This window comes from Bremerella cremea, assembly GCF_003335505.1.
GTDB classification, from domain to species: Bacteria; Planctomycetota; Planctomycetia; order Pirellulales; family Pirellulaceae; genus Bremerella; species Bremerella cremea_A.
The window spans coordinates 1,442,121-1,462,999 of the sequence record NZ_QPEX01000010.1; the positions used below are offsets into that span (position 1 = coordinate 1,442,121).

A 20,879-nucleotide genomic window follows, 5' to 3' on the forward strand; every position below is an offset into this window, starting at 1 on the left:
ATCCAAAAGAGCGCCGGTAAAAGTGGCAAGGACTCGTCTGAAGCGAGGTAACAGCTTATTGATCTTTCGCGGTCTTCACGTTCTGCAGCGCAAGCACCTTCTGGGCATATCGCTTACCAAACTCACGCGATCCCTCGGAGTTAAAGTGAAGTTTGTCATCGGTACTGAAACCTGCCGAAGAAATCACATGCGCGGTGGGAATTGTATCTGGCAGGTCGGCAAGAATCTCGTTGAAGCCAGCGCAGCGTCCTCCTTGATCGGCATGGACAAGTTCCCCAGCGATTAAGGGCACCTCTTCCGCGTTCAAATCGAGATCTGTAAGAATCGCGTCGTACACGGTTTTGACCTTTGCTGGCCATTGCTGATCGCCGGCATTCGACTCACCTTGGTGTAGCAGAACCCCTTTAATCACGCCGTGCTTCTGGGCTTCTTTTCCCATGTGAATCAGGTACTGATAAGGGTCTCCATCGTAGCCTTTTACGATATTCTTCATCCAATCCTGCTCGCCATCGATGTAGGCTTGGAATGCGTCTTTCTGAAACAATTCGATCTTACAACCTGGCACGTTGACTTTGATAATGCCAACACGGGCATCTTCTGGCAGTCCCTCCACCAACGTTTTTCCAAACGAATCGACCAGGCAGATACCTCGCCCTCGGGCGGAGATTGGCGGGACGGCATGATACCAGTTCCCTTTCTGCCAGCCGCGAGCCGGATTATCAAAATCGGCCATCACTAACAGACGCTCGTCCACTTCGCGGTCGGCGTCGTTCATACGGCCGCCGCTTTCCATATTCGATTGCCCCAAGCAAAGGTAGACCTGAAAGTTGGGGTCGACCTTGTCCTCCATTGCCACCGCCTGCTGCGGTGACAATGGCTTTGCATTGGAGAACGAGACCTTATCGGACGAAGCTGCCGCACGCTTGGCCGTAGCCTCTTCGTTGGCGAAGTTTCCCACCTTCCGTTGAAGCTTCATTGAATCGCCAGCAACCTTGCCGGTGTACTGAATACGAATCTGGTTGTCGCCGAAGTTTAGCACCTCGACAAACGAGACCGTATCACCTTCCCTTTGCACCTCTTGAAACTCAACGTTTCGAGTGCGACCATCCACCTCTGCTTTACCGCTTGCCGTTAACTGCCCTTCTTTTTTGTCGAACGTGAGGACATATTTTTGCAAGCCAATACGCGTCTCAAAATCAACCTGCCAAGTTCCTGAGAGCTTATCTTCGGTCTGAAATAACAGCGGAGCAAACTCTTTTAAGCTTCGCCGCCAAGTCTGCCACTCGTGCGCCGTTTCTGGTGACAGATAGTAATGGGCATCAATTCCCATCTCTTTCAACTGCTTGACGGTTTCTGCTGGATCGCCACCACGACGCGCCCGATCGCCTCCGACTTCTTTACTGCCATAGCTCACAAAAACAAGCTTCACCTGGTCTGCAAAACCTTTTGTGTTCTCCGCATCCTCTTTGCTGATGGTCGCTCCGCTGAAGAGTCCAATGTGAGAAAACTTGTCCAGGTTGCGCAACGTAATCGCCTTGGTCTCCATGCTTCCCATCGAAAGGCCCGCCATTGCCCGGTTGGGCTGATCGGTCAACGTGCGGAAATGCGTATCGATGTACGGCACCAACTCGTCTACAAGAACCGTTTCAAAGTCACTGATATCGAAATTGCGCAGCCCTCCGAAACGAATTTCATTGGTCATGCCATACGTCATCACGATAATAAACGGCCGAACTTTCTGCTCTGCGATCAGGTTATCCATGATTCGCCCGGCATGCCCTTGCACGCTCCAGCCGTATTCATTCTCTCCCCAACCATGCTGCAAGTAGAGCACAGGGTAGCGGTCTTCCGAGTTCTCGTCGTAACCAGGCGGCGTGTAAACAAACGCGCGCCGCTCCGAGTCGGTGCTCGGCGAATGAAAGAAGATCTCACGCATCTGGCCGTGGGGCACATTCTTCAATGCATAAAAATCGCGATCATGGGCCGGGATCTCAATTCCGCTTCCCCATCGCATTGCTCCGAAGTAATACTTGCTGTTGGGATCGGGGACTTCCGCGCCATCGATCTTGATCATGTAGTAATGGAAGCCCTCGTCCAGCGGGCGAGAATAACCGGTCCAAGCACCATCTTCCCCTTTAACAAACTCGGTGCTATCACGAAACGTCGTGCTGACGCTCTTGGCATCCGGGGCCACAATACGAAACTTGATTCGTCCCTCGGAGTTGACCTGCGGATAGTCGTGACCTGCCTGATTGGTTACCGCAGGTTTAAAATCGTCTTTGATCGCTTCCTGAGAGCTTTCCGAGTTTGTCGTCGCTTCTTGTGCGGGGAGCATGCCTATCGGCATGATACCGAGGGCTAACCAAAAGAAGAGTTTTCGCATGATGTGATCTTTCGCTGAGAAAAGGAGGGGACGAGAAAGAACTTCAATCGCATGAAACAAAGTGCCAAACGATTCCCGTTTGAGGTTATTTTCCCAATCGCGCGTCTGTCTGAACGGACACAATTCAAACCCGATTTACTTCAGGCAAAACACACGAATACAAATCGGATGTGGCTGACTAAAATCAACGTCCAACGTGCCGACGAAGACCGATTGATTTAGCCAGTCGTACTTGCCATGTGGGGCTTCAAATCTTGGATTTGTAAAACGCAAACCGGTCGGCGGGGCGCCTACGCCCCAGTTAGAAATGCGAATTACCACTCCGTCGTCTGTGCGGAGAAAGTAATTCGCCTCGGCAACCGTCGCTCCGTCGGCACGAGAGAGGTTCCAATCAGCTCCGCCTGGTATGATCTCTCCTTGCATCTTGGGCCCTTTGAAAGTACCGCCAGTGATCGGGATAACGCGGCGTTCTCCCTCTGGCATCTTTCCGACATGCAGCGGCTTCCCGATGTCGACGTACGAGGTATAGACCAATTCCAACTCCGGTACCGCAAACGATTTCTCCGCAGGTAAACTCCCAGATACCTGCGATGATTTGGGTTCTTTGATCCCCGAATAGGGATAGTTGCGTGCGGTTTGCCAGGCAATCTCTTGCAATGTTCGATTGAGCTTTTCGTCCCACTCTGGGCGGTTAGCACGTTTCAACAAATCGATCATCGGTAAGCCAACCGGACTCTCCTGATACAGCACCGCGTAATGCAAGTACGTGTTCAAGGCTTCCAGTGGAGGAGAGGGGTGCGCCGGATCGACGAATAGTTCGTCTTGGCTGGTCAACCCAGGGATTTCTTTGCGGTAAATTCTCGATCTTAATTCAGCAGCCGCTTGTGCCGTGGGGATAAGAAAGACAACATCCTTCCCTTTCCCATATCGCTTGTTCAGTTCTTTGATCTGGGCTTCCCCTGCTTTGATGTTAGGAACATTCATCTTGGCCAGTTGTTCTGGCGTCTTATTTCGATCAGGGACACTCCAAGCTCCCTTCGGAAATTCCTGATTGTCGATGTCACCTCCACCCCAAGAGAGCTGCACCAAAAAACGCATATCGGGATTGTGCTGCAGACCAAGCTTAACGAAGTTCTCTAATCCTTCATCCGGCAGTTGAATCGGCGACATCACAAAGACGCCGACCTGGCCTGTCTTCAAGGCTTGCTTGGCCTTGTTGTCACCGTCCGGAAGTTGCCAATGTTGCAGTGTCCGCGAGGCCCCTAGCTTCTGTAGCCCCAGCAGTTGGTGACCTTCAATGCCTCGCGCCGCTGCCAATTCGCCCAGGAGCTCTGGCACATACCACATCAAGCTATGCGAGGCATAAAACAGCTTCTCTCCCTGCGGAACAGGTGTTCCTTGAGCATCTTCCGCAACGGCAATTGAGACCGGCAGCAACAGCACACTCAGTATCAACGGGACCAGCAGATTCAAATTCGATTTCATTCAACGTTCCTGTGTATTACAAGCTTTCCCACGAATCATTTGGTCCTAAACAGCAAGTACCAGCGCGGCCAGCAACAAAACTTAACGAGCGAATCGTTCGCCCATAACACACGTCGTGACGTGGCTTGCAAGCTTGTCGAATTAGCCGAAAAATGGTTTGGGGCCGGCTCGAAAGAAGCGATTGGAAACGCTGAGGCCTACTTAAGGCCCGCTGTCAGAACATAAGGGGTACGAAAAGTTTGGGGTATTCCGCGCAGACCCCCATTCTAACCCTGACTTACCCCCACGAACCCATGAGTATTTTCTCACCCGACCAGGCATTTTTCACACACATCGTCCCTTGCGATGAGCAGTAGAGAAGCAAGAGCGAATCGCCTGCCTAATGCCTTCCCCTGGAATACACCAGCGATATCCCGAGCAAGTAATTCCTGTACCGAGAAAAAAACTCCGCTAGAATGCAAGCTGACCGCGTCCACTTATGCCTAACAAGACGCTTTGAAAAGCCTCGCCGCACTTCCCTCCTAAAACAGGCAAGCACACAACATGATTCGCTCTTTCCTAGTCTTACTGGTGCTTTTTGGCGCTACGGCAATGGTCGCGGCTGAGGAAAAGGCCCAACGGCCCAATATCCTATTTCTCTTTTCGGACGACCACGCCCTGAATGCTATTTCCGCGTATGGTGGCCCGTTGGCTGAAGTTGCTCCGACTCCGAACATCGACCGCTTAGCTCAGGAAGGTATGTTGTTCCGCAATTCCTTTTGTGCCAACTCAATTTGCGGCCCTTCGCGTGCGACGATTTTGACGGGCAAGCACAGCCACAAAAATGGATTCATGCGTAACACAGGACAAGGCATGGATCAATCGCAGTGGACGCTATCGAAGGCCTTGCAAGCCTCCGGCTACAACACGGCGATCATCGGTAAATGGCATCTGAAGACCGATCCCCTGGGCTTCGATCACTGGGAAATCCTGCCCGGGCAGGGCAACTACTACAATCCAGATTTCATTCAACAAGATGGCACAACGAAACGTTTTGAAGGGTACGTTACCGACTTAATCACCGACAAATCGATTAATTGGCTCAACGAACGGGATTCCTCGAAACCATTCTTTCTGATGTGCCAACATAAGGCTCCCCATCGCACGTTTGCTCCGCCCCTGCGTCATTTAAACGCCTTTGATGACGTCGAAATCCCCGAACCAGAAACTTTGTTCGACGACTACGCCAATCGCAGCACAACGCTTGCCAATAATGAAATGGAAATCGATCGGCACATGGACTGGGCCTATGACCTCAAGCTGCGCAAGGATGAACGAGGTAAGGTTGTCCTACCGCCCCCTGATCGCTATGGCACGCCGGAATACAACCGGATGAATGCGACCCAGAAAAAGGCCTGGGATGCCCACTTTGGCCCACAAAACCAGGCCTTTCTCGCGGACTTTCAAGCAGGCAAACTTTCTGAGCAGGATGTTGTTCGCTGGAAGTATCGTCGCTATATGCGAGACTACCTGGGCGCGGTGAGAGCCGTAGATGAAAGTGTTGGCCGCTTGCTCAAGTATCTTGACGATAACGGCCTGGCCGAGAACACGATTGTGATCTATTCCTCCGATCAAGGCTTCTACCTCGGCGAGCACGGCTGGTATGACAAACGTTGGATGTTTGAAGAGTCGTTTCAGATGCCATTAATTATTCGCTGGCCTGGCGTTACTCAGCCTAACTCCACGCCAGACGAGTTAGTGCAAAACATCGACTATGCCCCCACATTGCTGGAAGTTGCCGGCGAGAAGATTCCGCCAGAGATTCAAGGCCGCTCCTTGGTGCCGATTTTGAAAGGGGAACCAGTCGCTTGGCGCGACTCCCTTTATTACGCCTACTATGAACTTGGCGAGCACGCCGTTCCGCAGCATTTTGGGGTTCGCACTCAGCGATACAAGTTGATTCACTTTCCCCTAACGAACGAATGGAACTTGTTCGACCTACAAACCGATCCTCAAGAGATGGTCAGTATCTACGAGGACCCAGCCGCTCAGGAGATTCGAGAGAATCTCACCCAAGAGTTTCATCGACTACGAAAAGTCTACCAAGCCCCTCCCCTGCCCCAACCAGCTCAGGCAAAGTAGCTTGAGCCACTGCAGCTTAGGAGACTGCATAATAACGGACGTTTCGAAAGTTAAATGCCCCTTTCTCGCTAGGCGTGAAAGGGGCATTTACGAGTTGTTCGAATGAAGACTTCTCTTGCTTTTCAGCAAGTGGCACACTCAACTAAACGCTGTCCGCAAAGGCGACCAGATCCTTTTCAAACGCATCGAGCCGCGCTTCCATTTCTTCCTGGGCAGCGTCTAGTAGCGAAAGCTGCTCGGCCGGTACGTAGCTGAACATGTAGAACTTCACCTTCGGCTCGGTACCTGAAGGACGCACGGCTACGTAGTTGCCATCTTCTAAATCGAGAATGACCATGTTCCCCTTAGGACCATTAAGCGGAGAACTCTTGCCGTCCGGGGTAGTGATGGTATCGTTCTGGTAGTCGCGCACGGCGGTCAACTTCAAGCCACCCACCGATTGTGGCGGTGCCTCGCGGAATTTGCCCATCAGCTTCTGCATGTTGGCCATCCCTTCGCTGCCAGGCATCTTCTGATTCAAAAGACGCTCGGCATGGTAGCCATGTTGCCACCACAGCGATTCCAACTTCTCGTGCAGCGATTTCCCTTCCTGCTTGCAGTTGGCTGCTAACTCGGCCAATAACATCGCGGCGACTGCGGCGTCCTTATCGCGAGCATACTGCCCCACCAAGTAACCGTGCGATTCTTCGCAACCGAAGAGGAACTTATCTGGCCCCTCGGCATCCATCGTGCCGCCGATCCACTTGAAACCAACCTGCAGGTTACCGCACGTGCGTACGCCATAACTGTCCGCGATCCGGCGAACCATCTCGGTGGTAACCAAGGTTTTAACGACGTAATGCTCTGGAGTCAGCCCGCCACCTTTTTTCCGTTCGGAAAGAACGTGATCGGCCAACAGCACACCAATTTGATTGCCGGTAAATGTCCCCCACTCGCCGGTCACGTCCATCGTTTTCGGTGCGGCACAGCCAACCCGATCGCAGTCGGGGTCCGTCGCCAAAATCAACTCACTACCGTCGGTCTTGGCTTGCTCAATAATCGCATCAAAGACAGCCGGATTCTCGGGGTTGGAAACGTGCCCCGGCACATTGGGGAAGTCACCACTCGGTTCTTTGTGTGGGCCAAAGATCGCGACATTTTTGAAATTATCGGCGGCCAACGCAGGCATGACAGCCGAAGCGCCAACACCATGAAGGGGCGAGTACAAGATCTTCAGATTGCGTGGTCCGTCAAATTTCTGCTGCTGAACGGCGTTGATGAACGCATCGTCCGTTTCTGCCGTACAGATGACGACCTTGCCATCGGCAACCGCCGCGTCGAATTCCACACCCAGGGGAATTTCCTGCACGTTCATCACGCGATCGATGATTTGCTTGTCGTGCGGAGGCATAACCTGACCACCGGTCGACCAGTAAACCTTCACCGCGTTATCGCTGGGTGGGTTGTGACTGGCCGTCACCATGATTCCGCACGAACACTTCTTGAATCGAACAAGGAACGACAGTTCCGGCGTGCTGCGATAGTCGTCTAAGAAATAAACCTTGAATCCGTTCGACACCATAATACGGGCACACAACTCAGCGAATTCACGCGAGCGATGCCGGGTGTCGTAGGCGATCGCACACGACAAGTCTCCGCTGACCGTTTCCTTTACATACTCGGCCAAGCCTTGGGCACTCTCGCCGATCGTCCGCTCGTTGATTGCATTCGAGCCGATCGGATACATCTTTCCGCGCCGCCCGCCAGTGCCGAAAGGGATGATCGTCCAGAAAGCGTCGTCGAGTTCTTTCCATTTTTCCGAGGTGATATGCTCGGCGACCTGCTCGGCATAGCGGGCATAACGGTCTTCGGTTAGCCAGATTTCGATGTTATCAGCCGCACTGGCGGTGATTTTGCCATCAGCGGTGGCCTGCTTGACCAGTTGGAGAAGTGATTTCGTATCGATCTTACTGCCGCTCATAGTTGTCCCCATGGAAAGACTGCCGGAATTGCCCGATTTTAAGGCAATACCCTGGCTATCATCAATCAGGCAACCAGCGGTGTGTGAATTCTTTACTTTCGTGATGTGCCGATCGAAACGATTGCGGCAGAAAGCCACAATATGTTTTATAGTAGTGAAACTCGCTTGGCTTTTGCCGACGGTAGATCCCAACAACCTATTGCCGAACCCACAAGACAACGATGCCAGACCCGATCATCAGCGTTTCCGGATTACGCGGAATTTTAGGACAAAGCCTCTCGCCCGATACAATCAGCCGTTATGTAGCAGCTTTTGTCGAGCAATTGCCCGATGGCAGCATCCTTCTCTCGCGCGATGGACGCCCCAGTGGAAAAGCATTGGGCGATATTGTCCAAGGGACAATCAACCTACTCGGTCGAGACGTCATCGATGCAGGCATCGCCGCAACCCCCACGGTCGGTGTGCTGCTGCGGCAATATCGCTGCATGGGGGCGATCCAAATCTCGGCGAGTCATAACCCCCCAGAGTACAACGGGCTGAAATTAATGGGGGCCGATGGGCGAGTCGTCTCTGCCGATAAAGGGGCCCAGATCAAAGCTGCCTACGAAGAACAGCCGACCACATGGGCCCCCTGGAACGAGGTCGGTAACACCTCGCTGTGTGAGGACACCACTAGCGAACATATCCAGAAAGTTCTCGAAACGATCGATTCAGGTCTAATCCAAAAGAAAAAATACCGCGTTCTGCTCGACTCGAACGGAGGAGCCGGCAGCATCGTGGGCGTAAAGCTCTTAGAAGCCCTTGGCTGCGATGTAGAACTCTTGGGAGGAGAACCTAACGGAGAGTTCCTGCACTCCCCTGAACCAACCGCCGAGAACTTGCAGACCGTCGCTCACCGGGTCCGCGAATCACGAGTTCAAGTCGCTTTCTGCCAAGACCCAGATGCCGACCGCTTGGCGGTAATCGACGAGAATGGGCGATATATTGGCGAAGAATACACGGTGGCTCTTTGCCTGCAAAACGTGCTCTTTAAACGAAAAGGGCCCGTTGTCATCAATGGTGCGACCAGTCGCATGAACGAGGACGTGGCAGCAGAATATAAGTGCCCCATCTATCGCTCGGCGGTGGGTGAAGCGAACGTAACCCAAGAAATGATGTTTCGCGATGCGGTGTTCGGTGGCGAAGGAAATGGCGGTCCTATCGACCCCCGAGTTGGCTACATTCGCGACAGCTTCGTCGGCATGGCCAACATCCTGGAACTGATGACCAAAAAGAAAAAACCTATCAGCAAGCTGGCTGACGCCCTGCCCCGTTACGAGATCGTCAAGCACAAAGTCGAGATGGATCCTGATCAACTCGAAGAAGGCTTCGATCGCCTAAAATACCAGTACAAAGATGCCCAAGTCCAAGAAGGGGATGGCCTCCGTTTTACCTGGAAAAACCGCTGGTTGATCGCGCGTGCCAGCAATACCGAGCCTATTGTCCGCGTGATCGCCGAATCGAAATCGGCAGACGAGAGCGAAGATATGTGTATCTCGGCAACACGCACGCTGCGGGGCATTTAGCCTACCCACGCCACGCTTGGATCTTAAAGAACGTTAACCAGAATGCCATGCCGAACGAAACAACGGCATGGCACCATGCACGACAGCCAATCGTTATCTGGGGCCGATCTTGTCCATGCCCATGAAGGGCCGAAGAACTTCCGGCACTTCGATGCTGCCATCGGCCTGCTGGTAATTTTCCAGCACCGCGATTAAACCGCGGCTCAAAGCGATCGCCGTGCCGTTGAGCGTGTGGGCGAAGTGGGTTCCCTTCTCCCCCTTCACCTTGTAGCGAATATTGAGTCGGCGAGCTTGGTAGTCGGTGCAGTTCGAGGTGCTGGTCACCTCCCCGTATTCGCCAGCTTCGCCACGCCCTGGCATCCAGGCCTCTAGGTCGAACTTGCGATAGGCAGGGCCACCCAGGTCTCCGGTGGCCGTATCGACCACACGGTAAGGGATTTTCAAGCCGTCGAAGATGCGGCATTCCAATTCGCAGAACTTGTTGAGCGTCGCTTCGCTGTCTTCCGGCAGCGTGAAAGCAAACATCTCGACCTTGGTGAATTGATGCACGCGATACAGACCACGCGAAGCCCGACCGGCGGCGCCTGCTTCGGTGCGGTAACAGTGACTAATTCCGCAGAACAGTTGCGGCAAGTCTTCTGCTTCCAAGACCTTGCCGGCGTACATCCCGCCCAAAGTGATCTCAGCCGTCGCAACCAGGTTGAGGTCGGTATTCTCGATGCTATAGATCTGTGTTTCTGGCCCTCGCGGAATGAATCCGACGCCATGCAAAATTTCGGTTCGTGCCATATCAGGCGTGATCGTCGGTACGAAGCCTTCTTTCATCAACACGCTGAGCACGTACTGCTGCAGAGCCAGTTCCAAAAGGACCGCTTCGTTCTTCAAGTAGTAGAACCCAGCACCGGCAACTTGGGCTCCGGCTTCAAAGTCGATTAGGTCGAGTTTCTCGCCTAGCTCGACGTGATCGAGAACAGGAAAATCAAACTTGCGTGGCTCGGTTGTCCCGCGTTTGATTTCCAGATTGCTTTTATCGTCTTCCCCGATCGGTGCCTCAGGATGGGTTAAGTTGGGAATCAGGCGGAGGATATCCGTAATCTGTTCCTCGAACTTGTCGACCTCCGTCGATGCCGCATCCTTTAGCTCGCGCAGGCGTTTTCCTTCGGCAATGATCTGGGGGCGTTCTTCTGCCGAGGCTTTGCCGATGCTTTTGTTGATCTCGTTCGCCTGGCGGTTGAACTCTTCCGCCTCTTGGAGCTTTGCCTTGCGCGCGGTTTCGAGTGCGACGATCTGATCGACGTCGGCGGTGACGCCTCGGTCGACACAGTTCTTCTTAACGAGTTCAACGTTATCAACAACAAACTTCCGGTCGAGCATGGGTGAGGTCTTTGGGTTGAATCCTACTTGGTGATTTTGGCGAGTTCCGCCCACAACTGGGCGCTGGCTTCGATGCCGCGTTGAAAGTCTCCGAGATTAAACTTCTCATTGGGACTGTGGGTGTTATCGTCATCTAGCCCCCATCCCAATAGCAGCACATCGCAATCGAGTTCTTTGGCGAACTCGGAACAAATCGGGATCGAGCCCCCTTCGCGGATCAGTACCGGGGCATTGCCAAACCCTTTCTCGATCGCCACCTGGGCCGCCTGAATGTAAGGGCTGTCGGTGGAAACCACAAACCCTGGCGAGCCATGATGGGCCTTCAGTTCCATCTTGATACCAGGAGGGCAAATCTTGGTGAGATGTTCGCGCAGCGCTTCTGCGATCTTGTGAGGCTCTTGATTGGGAACGAGTCGGCAACTGAACTTGGCCGAAGCAACCCCCGGCAGAACCGTTTTGGCCCCTTCCCCTTGATAACCGCTGGTCAGGCCATTGATATCTAACGTTGGTCGAGCCCAGCGACGTTCGAGTGTAGTGTAGCCTTCTTCACCATGAACTTGATCGATTCCGAGTTGTTGTTTGAACTTCTCTTCATCAAACGGCAATTCGGCGAAATTCTCGCGTTCGTCGCCAGTCATGGGGATCACGTCATCGTAGAAGCCAGGAATATGAATCCAGCCATGTTCGTCGACCAACGAGCCCAGCATCGTACAGAGCGTATTAGCCGGATTCCGCACACTGCCCCCGAAGGTGCCACTATGCAAATCGCGATTGGGCCCCGTTAGCTTCAATTCAAAATACGCAATTCCCTTTAGCCCGTAGGTGATTGCCGGCTGTCCAGGCCCAAATTGGGAACAATCGCTGATCACCACCACATCGTTGGCGAGCAGTTCTTTGTTCGCCTCGATGAAAGGCGGGAGGCTAGCACTGCCTATTTCCTCTTCCCCCTCAATGAGAAACTTGACCTGAATCGGCAACTCGCCGACCGACTTCATCCATGCCATTGCACCGAGCACATGGGTCAACATCTGACCTTTATCGTCGGTCGCCCCGCGTGCAACAATGTTGCCGTCTCGCTCTGTAGGCTCGAAGGGGGGAGTCGTCCACAGTTCTAGCGGTTCTGGGGGCTGCACATCGTAATGTCCATAAACCAACGCCACCGGCTTCCCTGGAACAGGAGGGCTTTCGGCATAAACAATTGGATGCCCTTGCGTTGAAACGACTTGCGTCTTGAAATTGAGTTCCCGAAACCGCTCCGCAACCCATTCAGCCGCATTCTTCACATCTTCTTTATGGCGGCTGTCCGTACTGACACTGGGAATACGCAACAGTTCTTTAAGCGATTCAACGAATGCTTGGCGGTTGTCTTCTAGAAAAGTTTTCAGATCCGGCATGTCTTATCCAATTGGCATCTGGTGGCGGGTGGTTTACAACCGGAAACGCCGAAATTACCTTCCGACCGGCAAAGCCGTACAATATAATACGATACGCAGGAATTGGACATTCCACCCAGTACTTGGCGAGTCAATTCGGTCGACTTCGCCAAGCAATAGTTTCACGTGGACCTTTGAGAAAGTACCAGTGGGCGATTCAAATACGTCTGTAGCTGAACCTGGGGAAGCAACGGTCGTTTCGACCAAGACGGAACCCAAGAAAAAGCCAAAACCAAAGCGTCAGCCACGCTATCATGTCGTGCTTTGGAACGATGACGATCATACCTACGAGTATGTCATCTTGATGATGCATGAGCTGTTTGGGCACCCCGTGGAAAAAGGGTTTCAAATTGCCAAGACCGTTGATTCCGATGGCCGCGCAATCTGCTTGACCACCACCAAAGAACATGCTGAGCTTAAACGAGAACAGATCCATGCTTATGGCAAGGATGAACTGATCGCTCGTTGCCGCGGTTCGATGTCTTCCACGATCGAGCCAGAGTGCTAGAATCGGGGATTCCTGTTGCCTCCCCAATCCTTACTAAAGAGGTCGCCATCTCCTGCAGGTCGCGGCCTCACCTATTTTATCTGCCGATGAGCGATCTCAAACTGAAGACCCTCACCTTGGGGTGCAAGGTCAATCAATATGAAACCGAACTTGTTCGCGAAGGTTTGGTCCGCGGCGGATATCGAGACGCAGACACCGCAGAGGCGGCAGACGTCTGTGTGGTAAATACCTGTACGGTTACCAACGAAGGGGATTCAAAAAGCCGTCAAGCGATTCGGCGGCTGGCCAAGGATAACCCTAATTCTCGCATCGTTGTCATGGGATGCTACGCCACACGTGCCCCGGACGAATTGAAGCAGCTGCCCAATGTGTCCGAAGTCGTCACCGACAAACGGGAAATTCCTGATTTGTTGGGCCGAATGGGCGTGATTGACATTCCAGATGGCATTTCCCGTTTTGGTGATCGCCACCGGGCTTATGTCAAAGTGCAAGATGGCTGTCTCTTACGCTGTAGCTTCTGCATTATCCCATACGTTCGGCCCGAGATGTACAGCCGACCAGCAGGCGAAATCGTGGAAGAGGTCCGCCGCTTGGCAGAGAACGGCTTTCGCGAAATTGTGCTAACCGGGATTCACCTGGGGCACTATGGTGTCGATCTCAACAAAGGGAAACCGAAAACCGACTGGGTTCGCTTGGCCCAGTTGATGGAAATGCTCTCCCGTATCGAAACTGATTTCCGAATTCGACTCTCCAGCATCGAAGCGACCGAAGTTACACGAGAACTGATCGAGGTAATGGCCAAGTACCCCGACAAAATCTGCCCTCACCTGCATATCTCGATGCAAAGTGGCTCCGACTCGGTTCTTCGTCGGATGCGTCGCCGGTGGGGAAGTCAGCGTTTTGTCGATCGCTGCAAGCTACTGCAAGACACACTGGACAAACCGTCCATCTCGACCGATATCATTGTCGGTTTCCCCGGCGAGACCGAGGCCGAATTTCAAGAGACTTGCCTCGTCTCCGAGAAAGTTGGTTTCTCCAAAATTCACATCTTCCCCTTTAGCGCACGGCGAGGCACCCCCGCCGCCGAAATGCCTGACCAAATTCCAGGCGATATCAAAGCCGACCGACGAGCACGCCTGGCAGAAGTGGAAGACCGTGCCCGCGAGGCGTATTATCGCAGCTTAGTGGGCGAGAAATTAGATGTGCTGATCGAAGCAGAAGATCGGCAAAACCCACTGTTGGCCACCGGCACCTCTTGCCGCTATGCCCAAGTCTCGTGCGATCGCAGCCAAGTCGAAATCGGCCAGCGATACCAAGTTCGAATCGATCAGGCCCAATCACAGGGCCTTTTCGGATCTCTCATTTCATCGATTTAATCATTTTATTCGACACCTTTTGCCGCATGCCCGAATTGCTGGCCTACATTTGCTAGCACGCCGAAGAAAGGATTGATGTTAGCCCCCATCCCTTTCGGATAACACCACCTAAAGTTCTCTGCAAGCGGTATAAACATGACGACACAGTCATCGAAACTGGGCATTAACACGGGCATCCTTCTCGAAGCTGGTACAAACGAAGCCGAGATCCTTGTCTTCGAGGTTGCCGGGCAAACATTTGGGGTGAACGTTGCCAAAGTAAAAGAAGTCCTAGGCATCAGCAAAGTCACCAGTCTTCCAGAAGGCCATCCTTCCATTGAAGGCGTCGTAAGAATTCGCCAAGACGTTGTCACCCTGATCAACCTGACTTACTTTCTGTACGGTAACGTCGAGGAAGCTCAGGCCAAAGACAACGACTGCTTGCTGCTCCTCGAGTTCAACCAGCGGCCCCTCGCTTTCCGGGTCCATCGCGTCCATCGAATCTATCGCGTTAGTTGGAAAGCGACTCGCCCATTACCGAACACCATGGGTATGAACGCGCCAATTACCAGTGTGGTGCTGATCGACGGCAAGCTGGTTCAAATCCTCGATTTCGAGTCGATCGGTTCAGAAGTCGCCGGGATTTCCGAGCAACAGCACCTCGAAGATGCCACGATTACCAAAATTGAGGCACCTGACGTGCCGATTGTCTTCGCCGAAGACTCTCGCATGATTTCGGAAATGATCAACGACCACCTCCAAGAAGCCGGATTCAGCAACGTTCACAGTTTCATTGATGGTTGCGCAGCTTGGGAATACCTCGAGAATCTGGCCGAAAATCAAACCTGTGATACGATTCGCGACCATGTTGGTATCATCATTACCGATATCGAAATGCCACGGATGGACGGTTTCAGCCTCGCCAAACACATCCGCATGCACCCGGTATTAGGCCAATTGCCAATCTTGATCTTCTCGTCGCTGGTCTCTAAAGACAACCAGAAAAAAGGGGCTCAGGTCGGGGTCGATGCTCAGGTCTCGAAACCACGCTACGCCGAGCTTGTCGCTACGGCCCGCCAACTGCTTGGCATGACGCAGTTGCTTGAAGTGTAGCCTAGCTAGCACCGAGCCGAACCATTTGAGAGAAATCCTCGGAATTCTCTCAAGATCCACCTTGTGTCGACCGAGGGGGACTTGCTAATGTTCCCCGACATTTTCCGGCCCACTTGGCGGTCGGTGTCGATGCTCTAATTGTCTCATGAGGGGATCAAGCAAGGATGTTTGTCCGCACGAAACTACGACTTGCCGTGGCGTTTGGCCTGATTGCCACACTCGGTTCCACGTCACTAGCTGCCCCACCTTGGGCCAGCCTGATTCCATTCAGAAAGGTCGAAGCCGACGTCAACAAGACGTACGAATTGACCGAAGCCAATGGCCCTTGGATGATCATGGCCAGTAGCTTCAACGGCCCCGGTGCCGCGAACGACGCCAAGAATTTGGTTATCGAACTTCGCAAAGACTTCGGCATGGAAGCGTTCGTCTTTGAACAAAAGTACGACTTCTCCGACAGTGTGGTCGGCAAGGGTTACGATCGCTACGGTGACCCGAAAAAAATGCGCTACATGAACGACGCCAGTTTCGTCAGCTACGCCGTGATGGTGGGCAACTACGATTCGGTCGATGCCAGCGGTGTGGAAAGTACGCTTAACAAAATCAAGACGGCGCATCCCAAGGTCTTCCAAACCGGCTACAGCGTAAAGTCGGACGCTATCAAGACCATGCGTGAAAAGATTAAAGACGCGATCAACACCGAGGAAAAAAAGGAAAAAGGACCAATGGGCAATGCGTTCGTCACACGCAACCCCTTGCTTCCAGAAGAGTTTTTCCGTCCTCAGGGTCCCGATCAACTTGTGATCGGCATGAACAAAGACACCCCTTACAACTTGCTAAATTGCCCGGGTAAGTACACCGTTCGCGTGGCAACCTTCCGCGGTGCCGTCGAGTTGGACCAAAACAAGATCAAAGAAATCGAAGCCAAAAACATCGTTGGTGGCAGCCGCCTTGCCGTTGCAGCAGCAAAGGCTGAAAAACTGGCTGCTGCCCTGCGTAAGCAAGGTGTCGAAGCTTACACGTTCCACGATCGTTCTGAGAGCATCGTTACCGTTGGCAGTTTCGAGTCGGTGGGAACACCTCGCCGCGATGGCAAGATTGAAATCAACCCGCAAGTCAAACGCATCATGGATGGCTACAAGGGAAGTGCCAGCTCGCAACCCTCAGCCACTGGTTTGCCGACCTTTGAGCCCAAAATCTTGGCGGGTATTACTTTCGATGTCCAACCGGTCCCCGTCCAAGTCCCCCGCGTAAGCGTTGCCGCCGATTATGCACGCAGAACGACTCGCTAGGCGAGCAGACAACTACCCGCCAACAACAACCACAAGGTTCCACGTACTACGTGGAACCTTTTTTGTGCGCGCGAATCCCGCTACGATGACAGGCGAACCTTTTATACGCCTAACCCCTAATGATCGATCGGCGATGGACCACACGCGGCAAATTGTTTTGGGCACCTACAACCAAGAGAAGCGAACTGAACTGCAGCAACTACTTGCCCCCTTAGGCATCGAGTTGCAAACGCTCAAAGAGTACCCTGACGCGATCGAAGTGGAGGAGGATGGAATTTCTTTCACCGAAAACGCCACCAAGAAAGCGACCGAGCAGGCCGTTCATTTAGGACGATGGGTCTTAGCAGAGGACAGCGGTTTGTGCGTCGACGCCTTGAAAGGGGCACCCGGCATCTATTCGGCACGTTTCTCAGGCGAAGAGGCCACCGACGAATCGAACAACGATTTGCTGCTGGAAAAGCTTCAAGGGCTACCCGATGAAAAACGTGGGGCCCACTATGTATGCCACATCACGCTGTCGGATCCTTCCGGAAACGCCATTCTCCAGACCGAAGACAAATGTCACGGTCGAATTGCTCACGAGCGTCACGGCACGCATGGCTTTGGCTACGACCCACTGTTCTTGATCCCAGAATACCATCTCACCTTTGGCGAACTCGGTCCCGCCGTGAAAGGGCTACTCAGCCACCGGGCCAAAGCCACTCGTGAGTTTGTTGCCCAACTAAATGGGCTGCTGCGCAAGAACCCGCAGCTGTTGAGCAAGAAATAAATAAGCGGATGCCGTTGAATGAAGCGCAGACATCCGCTCGAATAAAATTAGAACGTGTTATAATCTGAACGAGATATTACTCCTTTTCGTGCCAGCAGTGCAAGTGGCAATTCCTTCGTTTCGCTGAGATTCAAAAATGAATCGATATCGTTCTCACCCGATGGCATTTTGCTGGCTATCCATCGCTATCTTCTGCCTCTTTCCTCCCCCGTTCAGCCAAGCCGAATCCCCTCAAGAGAAGCTTAAACCGATCCAAAAATGGGTCACCGATTCCTCCGCTTCATTCATCGATATTTATCGATGGTTTCATGCCAATCCCGAACTGTCGTTTCACGAAAAAGAAACGGCCAATCGCCTGGCCCAACTGCTTAAGGACGCCGGATACGAAGTCACAACTGGCATAGGTGGGCACGGCCTGGTAGCCATTCTTCGGAATGGAGCCGGCCCAACCGTCATGTTCCGAACCGACCTAGACGCCCTACCGGTAACCGAGGCGACTGAGCTTGTTTACGCTTCGCAAAAGAAGGTCACGCTAGAAGATGGCACGCCGACCGGAGTGATGCACGCCTGCGGGCACGATATTCACATGACAAACGTGGTCGGTACCGCTCAGTTCATGGCCAGCCACAAAGACTTATGGCACGGCACACTGATGATTATTGGCCAGCCTGCGGAAGAAAAAGGAGAAGGTGCCAAGGCGATGCTCGCCGACAAGCTTTTCGAGCGTTTCCCCCAACCAGACTTTGCCTTAGCACTTCATGTCGATCCGACCCTGCCTACCGGCACGATCGGGTATCGTGCTGGGTACGCGATGGCCAACGTCGATAGTGTGGATATTGTGGTCAAAGGAAAGGGAGGCCACGGAGCCTACCCACACATGACCGTCGATCCAATTGTGCAAGCCGCACAGCTAGTAATGGACCTGCAAACAATCGTCAGTCGCGAAATTGCCCCGTCCGAACCATCCGTCGTGACCGTTGGTGCCATCCATGGGGGGACCAAGCACAATGTCATCGGCGATTCATGCCATTTGCAGCTTACCGTCCGCAGTTACGGGGAAGAGGTCCGTCAAAAACTTCTGGATGCGATCAAGCGAAAAGCAAATGCAACCGCCGAAAGCTTCCGTGCTGAAATGCCAGACATTACCGTCAAAGAAGGGACTCCGAGCCTCTTCAACGATAAAAGTCTGACCAATTCAACCGTGGAAATCCTCAACGAAGTTCTCGGCGACGAGAATGTCGTTCCAGTCGATCCCTCGATGGGAGGCGAAGATTTCAGCCGCTACGGCTTGGCTGGCGTACCCATTTTTATGTTTCGCCTTGGATCGGTCGACGCCAAGCGTCTGGCCCGCTTCGAGCAACTCGGCCAGCAGCCTCCCTCGCTGCATTCCCCCCTTTACTATCCCGATGCGGAAGATTGCCTAACGACCGGTGTAACGGCCTCGGCGGCTGCCCTGCTCAACCTCTTCGAGACGAACTCGGACAATCGATGATGCCTCGACGAACGCTGCTGATTCTTGCCTTCGTTTACACAATTCTCGTTGGGCTAACGGTTTGGGGGTTATTCGAAACCCGCTCGTGGGTTGCTAAGACCTACGATACCCCCCAGGCCACCGAGAATTGGCAAGAGCTTCGCGAGGCTTTGCACGAAAAAAAGAAGGCGGAAAATCTGTCGCAACCGAGCCCCCCCAAACGAAGCGTCGAACCACCAATTAAGATCCTCTTTTCTGAGAACTTTCCAACGGTTGTGACCTGGGCAGTCGTTTTTCTGAGTATCCTATACTGGAGCGTAGGAATTATGATTGCTGGGGCGATACGAACCTCCAATCAACTTCCTGCGTCACCCAATAACGATGCGCCCCATTGATTTTGACACCTAAGTTGGCCCTGCTTGCAGGCGCCGTTGGATTGGCGACGTATGTCTCCATCGAGTCGAGAATTCGAGAGCCAGTCGCCAGAGCTATCCCTGGTTCGGCTGCCGATCCGCGACGACCACATCGCCCAAGCCGCGATTGCCGTTCTGTTGAGCGTTCTCGCCCTGCTAACGTACTCGGACACCGTTAGCGTCTGGGGTTCGCTTGCCGTGGTTCTGATGTGTCTGCTGGCAACCTGGAAGCTCTTTATCCCAGTTCGCATAGATCTCGGCCCGCGCGGAATCATTCAGACGTCGATCCTGGGCACCCGCAAAACACCATGGCGCGAGATTGTTCGCTATGAAACGCATCCCCACGGTGTGATTTTGTACCTGACCCGCGACGACTCCCCCTTGGCAGGCTTCGCCTCCATCGACCTAGCGTGTCGCAAACTGAATAGCGAACTAGAAGCGACCGTCCGTTTCTATATGGAATCTCGCAGACTAAGAACCGGTTCTTCGATTATGAGAATGGCAGACGGATCGTCACAGACACAACAACCGGTTGATTCCAAGCACTCGGCCTAGGCTTGGCCGGTCTCGAATTCTTGAAGTTAAAACAAGAACGAGGTTCTTATTCCTTCCTCGTTCCCTCTTCGGTCATTTCCCCGGGAAAGAAACAAGCTGCCGGGTGAGGCGTTCCTTCTAGCGGAGGACGACTAGTAGTACAGGTCTCTACCTTCGCAATCGGACAACGGTCGGCGAACGCACAACCACCATAGTACTGATCTGGAGAGGGGACCTCGCCCTGCAGCACAATTCGCTTCCGCTGCCGTTCGACACTCGGATCTGGCACAGGAATGGCTGATAGCAAGGCCCGCGTATAGGGATGAAGGGGGTGCTTGAACAGTTCTTGTGACTCCGACATTTCGACGATCCGCCCGAGGTACATCACACCGATACGATGCGAGATGTGGCGAACAACCGAAAGGTCGTGGGCGATAAACACATAAGCGACGCCTAGCTTCTGCTGCAAATCCATCAGCAGGTTAATCACCTGGGCCTGAATGGAAACGTCGAGGGCAGAAATTGGCTCGTCGCAGATGATGACCTTGGGGCGAGCAGCTAAGGCCCGAGCAATTCCAATACGTTGCCGCTGACCACCGGAAAACTCGTGCGGATAACGATTGACATAGCGGGGGTTCAAGCCCACGACATCCATCAGCCGCATCACTTCCAGCTTCTTATCGATACCCGATTTCAGGCCGAAAATCGACAGCGGTTCTCCGATGATATTCCCCACGGTCATACGCGGATTGAGCGAAGCATACGGATCTTGAAAGATCATCTGCAAGTCGCTGCGATACTGCCGCATGCTATCCGCAGAAAGATTATCGAGCCGATGACCATCTAAGAGGATCTCTCCTTCGGTCGGCTTTACCAGGTGCATAATCGCTCTGGCAGTGGTTGATTTGCCGCAGCCACTTTCGCCCACTAGCCCGAACGTTTCGCCTGGCTTCACATTAAACGACACTCCATCGACGGCCCGCACCAGTTCCGTTTGCGACGAAAACCAGCTTCCGCGTCGCACCGGGAAGTGGACCTTCAAGTTGCGTACTTCGAGAACGGGAGAATCTTGCTCTGGTTGCGGCATCTTGCTGTCAGTTCGTTCG

General features: G+C 53.3%; 16 protein-coding genes. 10 read left to right on the forward strand and 6 right to left on the reverse strand.

Going from position 1 to position 20,879, the window contains the following annotated elements; translation table 11 throughout:
- Positions 1-55 precede the first annotated feature (55 nt).
- A complete protein-coding gene (locus tag DTL42_RS06900; RefSeq protein ID WP_114367901.1) occupies positions 56-2,383 on the reverse strand; it encodes a sialate O-acetylesterase in 2,328 nt (775 codons plus the stop codon).
- Positions 2,384-2,518: 135 nt separating this feature from the next.
- Positions 2,519-3,868, reverse strand: coding sequence for a DUF3237 domain-containing protein (locus DTL42_RS06905; protein ID WP_234824094.1), 1,350 nt, complete (start codon positions 3,866-3,868; stop codon positions 2,519-2,521).
- Positions 3,869-4,411: 543 nt separating this feature from the next.
- Between DTL42_RS06905 and DTL42_RS06915 the strand changes: the two genes are divergently transcribed.
- Positions 4,412-5,989, forward strand: a complete 1,578-nt coding sequence (locus DTL42_RS06915; protein ID WP_114367903.1) for a sulfatase family protein — start codon at positions 4,412-4,414, stop codon at positions 5,987-5,989.
- Positions 5,990-6,131: 142 nt separating this feature from the next.
- On the opposite strand, the gene DTL42_RS06920 is transcribed toward DTL42_RS06915, so the two are convergent.
- Positions 6,132-7,949 (reverse strand): phospho-sugar mutase, encoded by a 1,818-nt coding sequence (locus DTL42_RS06920; protein WP_199590042.1) that lies wholly within the window; start codon positions 7,947-7,949, stop codon positions 6,132-6,134.
- A 221-nt stretch (positions 7,950-8,170) separates the two neighbouring features.
- Here DTL42_RS06920 and glmM point away from each other — a divergent pair, with 221 nt between their 5' ends.
- Complete coding sequence (gene glmM, locus DTL42_RS06925) at positions 8,171-9,514, forward strand: phosphoglucosamine mutase (protein ID WP_114367904.1); 1,344 nt, start codon at positions 8,171-8,173, stop codon at positions 9,512-9,514.
- A 93-nt stretch (positions 9,515-9,607) separates the two neighbouring features.
- Here glmM and serS read toward each other — a convergent pair whose 3' ends face one another.
- The gene (gene serS, locus DTL42_RS06930) at positions 9,608-10,888 is read right to left on the reverse strand and encodes a serine--tRNA ligase (RefSeq protein WP_114367905.1); all 1,281 of its coding nucleotides are present in this window, start codon (positions 10,886-10,888) and stop codon (positions 9,608-9,610) included.
- A 23-nt stretch (positions 10,889-10,911) separates the two neighbouring features.
- Entirely contained in the window at positions 10,912-12,282 is a 1,371-nt protein-coding gene (locus DTL42_RS06935; RefSeq protein WP_114367906.1) for a dipeptidase, read from the reverse strand.
- 187 nt (positions 12,283-12,469) lie between these two features.
- On the opposite strand from DTL42_RS06935, the gene DTL42_RS06940 reads away from it, so the two are divergent.
- The 8 genes from DTL42_RS06940 to DTL42_RS06975 all read left to right on the forward strand — a co-directional run bounded on the left by DTL42_RS06940 (position 12,470) and on the right by DTL42_RS06975 (position 19,794).
- Complete coding sequence (locus tag DTL42_RS06940; RefSeq protein ID WP_234824095.1) at positions 12,470-12,829, forward strand: ATP-dependent Clp protease adaptor ClpS; 360 nt, start codon at positions 12,470-12,472, stop codon at positions 12,827-12,829.
- Between the two features lie 86 nt (positions 12,830-12,915).
- On the forward strand, positions 12,916-14,205 hold the full coding sequence (gene mtaB, locus DTL42_RS06945) for a tRNA (N(6)-L-threonylcarbamoyladenosine(37)-C(2))-methylthiotransferase MtaB (protein WP_114367908.1): 1,290 nt from the start codon (positions 12,916-12,918) through the stop codon (positions 14,203-14,205).
- A gap of 135 nt (positions 14,206-14,340) precedes the next feature.
- Positions 14,341-15,297: a chemotaxis protein gene (locus DTL42_RS06950; RefSeq protein WP_114367909.1), complete on the forward strand. Its 957-nt coding sequence runs from the start codon at positions 14,341-14,343 to the stop codon at positions 15,295-15,297.
- A gap of 164 nt (positions 15,298-15,461) precedes the next feature.
- The gene (locus DTL42_RS06955; RefSeq protein ID WP_114367910.1) at positions 15,462-16,586 is read left to right on the forward strand and encodes a hypothetical protein; all 1,125 of its coding nucleotides are present in this window, start codon (positions 15,462-15,464) and stop codon (positions 16,584-16,586) included.
- A gap of 85 nt (positions 16,587-16,671) precedes the next feature.
- Positions 16,672-17,355 (forward strand): RdgB/HAM1 family non-canonical purine NTP pyrophosphatase, encoded by a 684-nt coding sequence (rdgB, locus tag DTL42_RS06960; protein WP_338065618.1) that lies wholly within the window; start codon positions 16,672-16,674, stop codon positions 17,353-17,355.
- Positions 17,356-17,491: 136 nt separating this feature from the next.
- Complete coding sequence (locus tag DTL42_RS06965; RefSeq protein ID WP_114367912.1) at positions 17,492-18,847, forward strand: M20 metallopeptidase family protein; 1,356 nt, start codon at positions 17,492-17,494, stop codon at positions 18,845-18,847.
- On the forward strand, positions 18,844-19,221 hold the full coding sequence (locus tag DTL42_RS06970; protein ID WP_114367913.1) for a hypothetical protein: 378 nt from the start codon (positions 18,844-18,846) through the stop codon (positions 19,219-19,221). The genes DTL42_RS06965 and DTL42_RS06970 overlap by 4 nt, the downstream gene beginning before the upstream one ends.
- A gap of 51 nt (positions 19,222-19,272) precedes the next feature.
- On the forward strand, positions 19,273-19,794 hold the full coding sequence (locus DTL42_RS06975) for a YcxB family protein (protein ID WP_114367914.1): 522 nt from the start codon (positions 19,273-19,275) through the stop codon (positions 19,792-19,794).
- A gap of 46 nt (positions 19,795-19,840) precedes the next feature.
- On the opposite strand, the gene DTL42_RS06980 is transcribed toward DTL42_RS06975, so the two are convergent.
- Positions 19,841-20,860, reverse strand: coding sequence for an ABC transporter ATP-binding protein (locus DTL42_RS06980; RefSeq protein WP_114367915.1), 1,020 nt, complete (start codon positions 20,858-20,860; stop codon positions 19,841-19,843).
- Positions 20,861-20,879 lie beyond the last annotated feature (19 nt).

What these genes read in the sequence shown, in the direction of transcription:
- serS (WP_114367905.1), bottom strand. Translation starts at nt 10,888, where the DNA reads ATGCTCGACCGGAAGTTTGTTGTTGATAACGTTGAACTCGTTAAGAAG.
- glmM (WP_114367904.1), top strand. Translation starts at nt 8,171, where the DNA reads ATGCCAGACCCGATCATCAGCGTTTCCGGATTACGCGGAATTTTAGGA.
- DTL42_RS06935 (WP_114367906.1), bottom strand. Translation starts at nt 12,282, where the DNA reads ATGCCGGATCTGAAAACTTTTCTAGAAGACAACCGCCAAGCATTCGTT.
- mtaB (WP_114367908.1), top strand. Translation starts at nt 12,916, where the DNA reads ATGAGCGATCTCAAACTGAAGACCCTCACCTTGGGGTGCAAGGTCAAT.
- DTL42_RS06915 (WP_114367903.1), top strand. Translation starts at nt 4,412, where the DNA reads ATGATTCGCTCTTTCCTAGTCTTACTGGTGCTTTTTGGCGCTACGGCA.
- DTL42_RS06955 (WP_114367910.1), top strand. Translation starts at nt 15,462, where the DNA reads ATGTTTGTCCGCACGAAACTACGACTTGCCGTGGCGTTTGGCCTGATT.
- DTL42_RS06920 (WP_199590042.1), bottom strand. Translation starts at nt 7,949, where the DNA reads ATGAGCGGCAGTAAGATCGATACGAAATCACTTCTCCAACTGGTCAAG.
- DTL42_RS06900 (WP_114367901.1), bottom strand. Translation starts at nt 2,383, where the DNA reads ATGCGAAAACTCTTCTTTTGGTTAGCCCTCGGTATCATGCCGATAGGC.
- DTL42_RS06980 (WP_114367915.1), bottom strand. Translation starts at nt 20,860, where the DNA reads ATGCCGCAACCAGAGCAAGATTCTCCCGTTCTCGAAGTACGCAACTTG.
- DTL42_RS06975 (WP_114367914.1), top strand. Translation starts at nt 19,273, where the DNA reads ATGTCTCCATCGAGTCGAGAATTCGAGAGCCAGTCGCCAGAGCTATCC.
- DTL42_RS06965 (WP_114367912.1), top strand. Translation starts at nt 17,492, where the DNA reads ATGAATCGATATCGTTCTCACCCGATGGCATTTTGCTGGCTATCCATC.
- DTL42_RS06905 (WP_234824094.1), bottom strand. Translation starts at nt 3,868, where the DNA reads ATGAAATCGAATTTGAATCTGCTGGTCCCGTTGATACTGAGTGTGCTG.
- DTL42_RS06950 (WP_114367909.1), top strand. Translation starts at nt 14,341, where the DNA reads ATGACGACACAGTCATCGAAACTGGGCATTAACACGGGCATCCTTCTC.
- rdgB (WP_338065618.1), top strand. Translation starts at nt 16,672, where the DNA reads ATGACAGGCGAACCTTTTATACGCCTAACCCCTAATGATCGATCGGCG.
- DTL42_RS06970 (WP_114367913.1), top strand. Translation starts at nt 18,844, where the DNA reads ATGATGCCTCGACGAACGCTGCTGATTCTTGCCTTCGTTTACACAATT.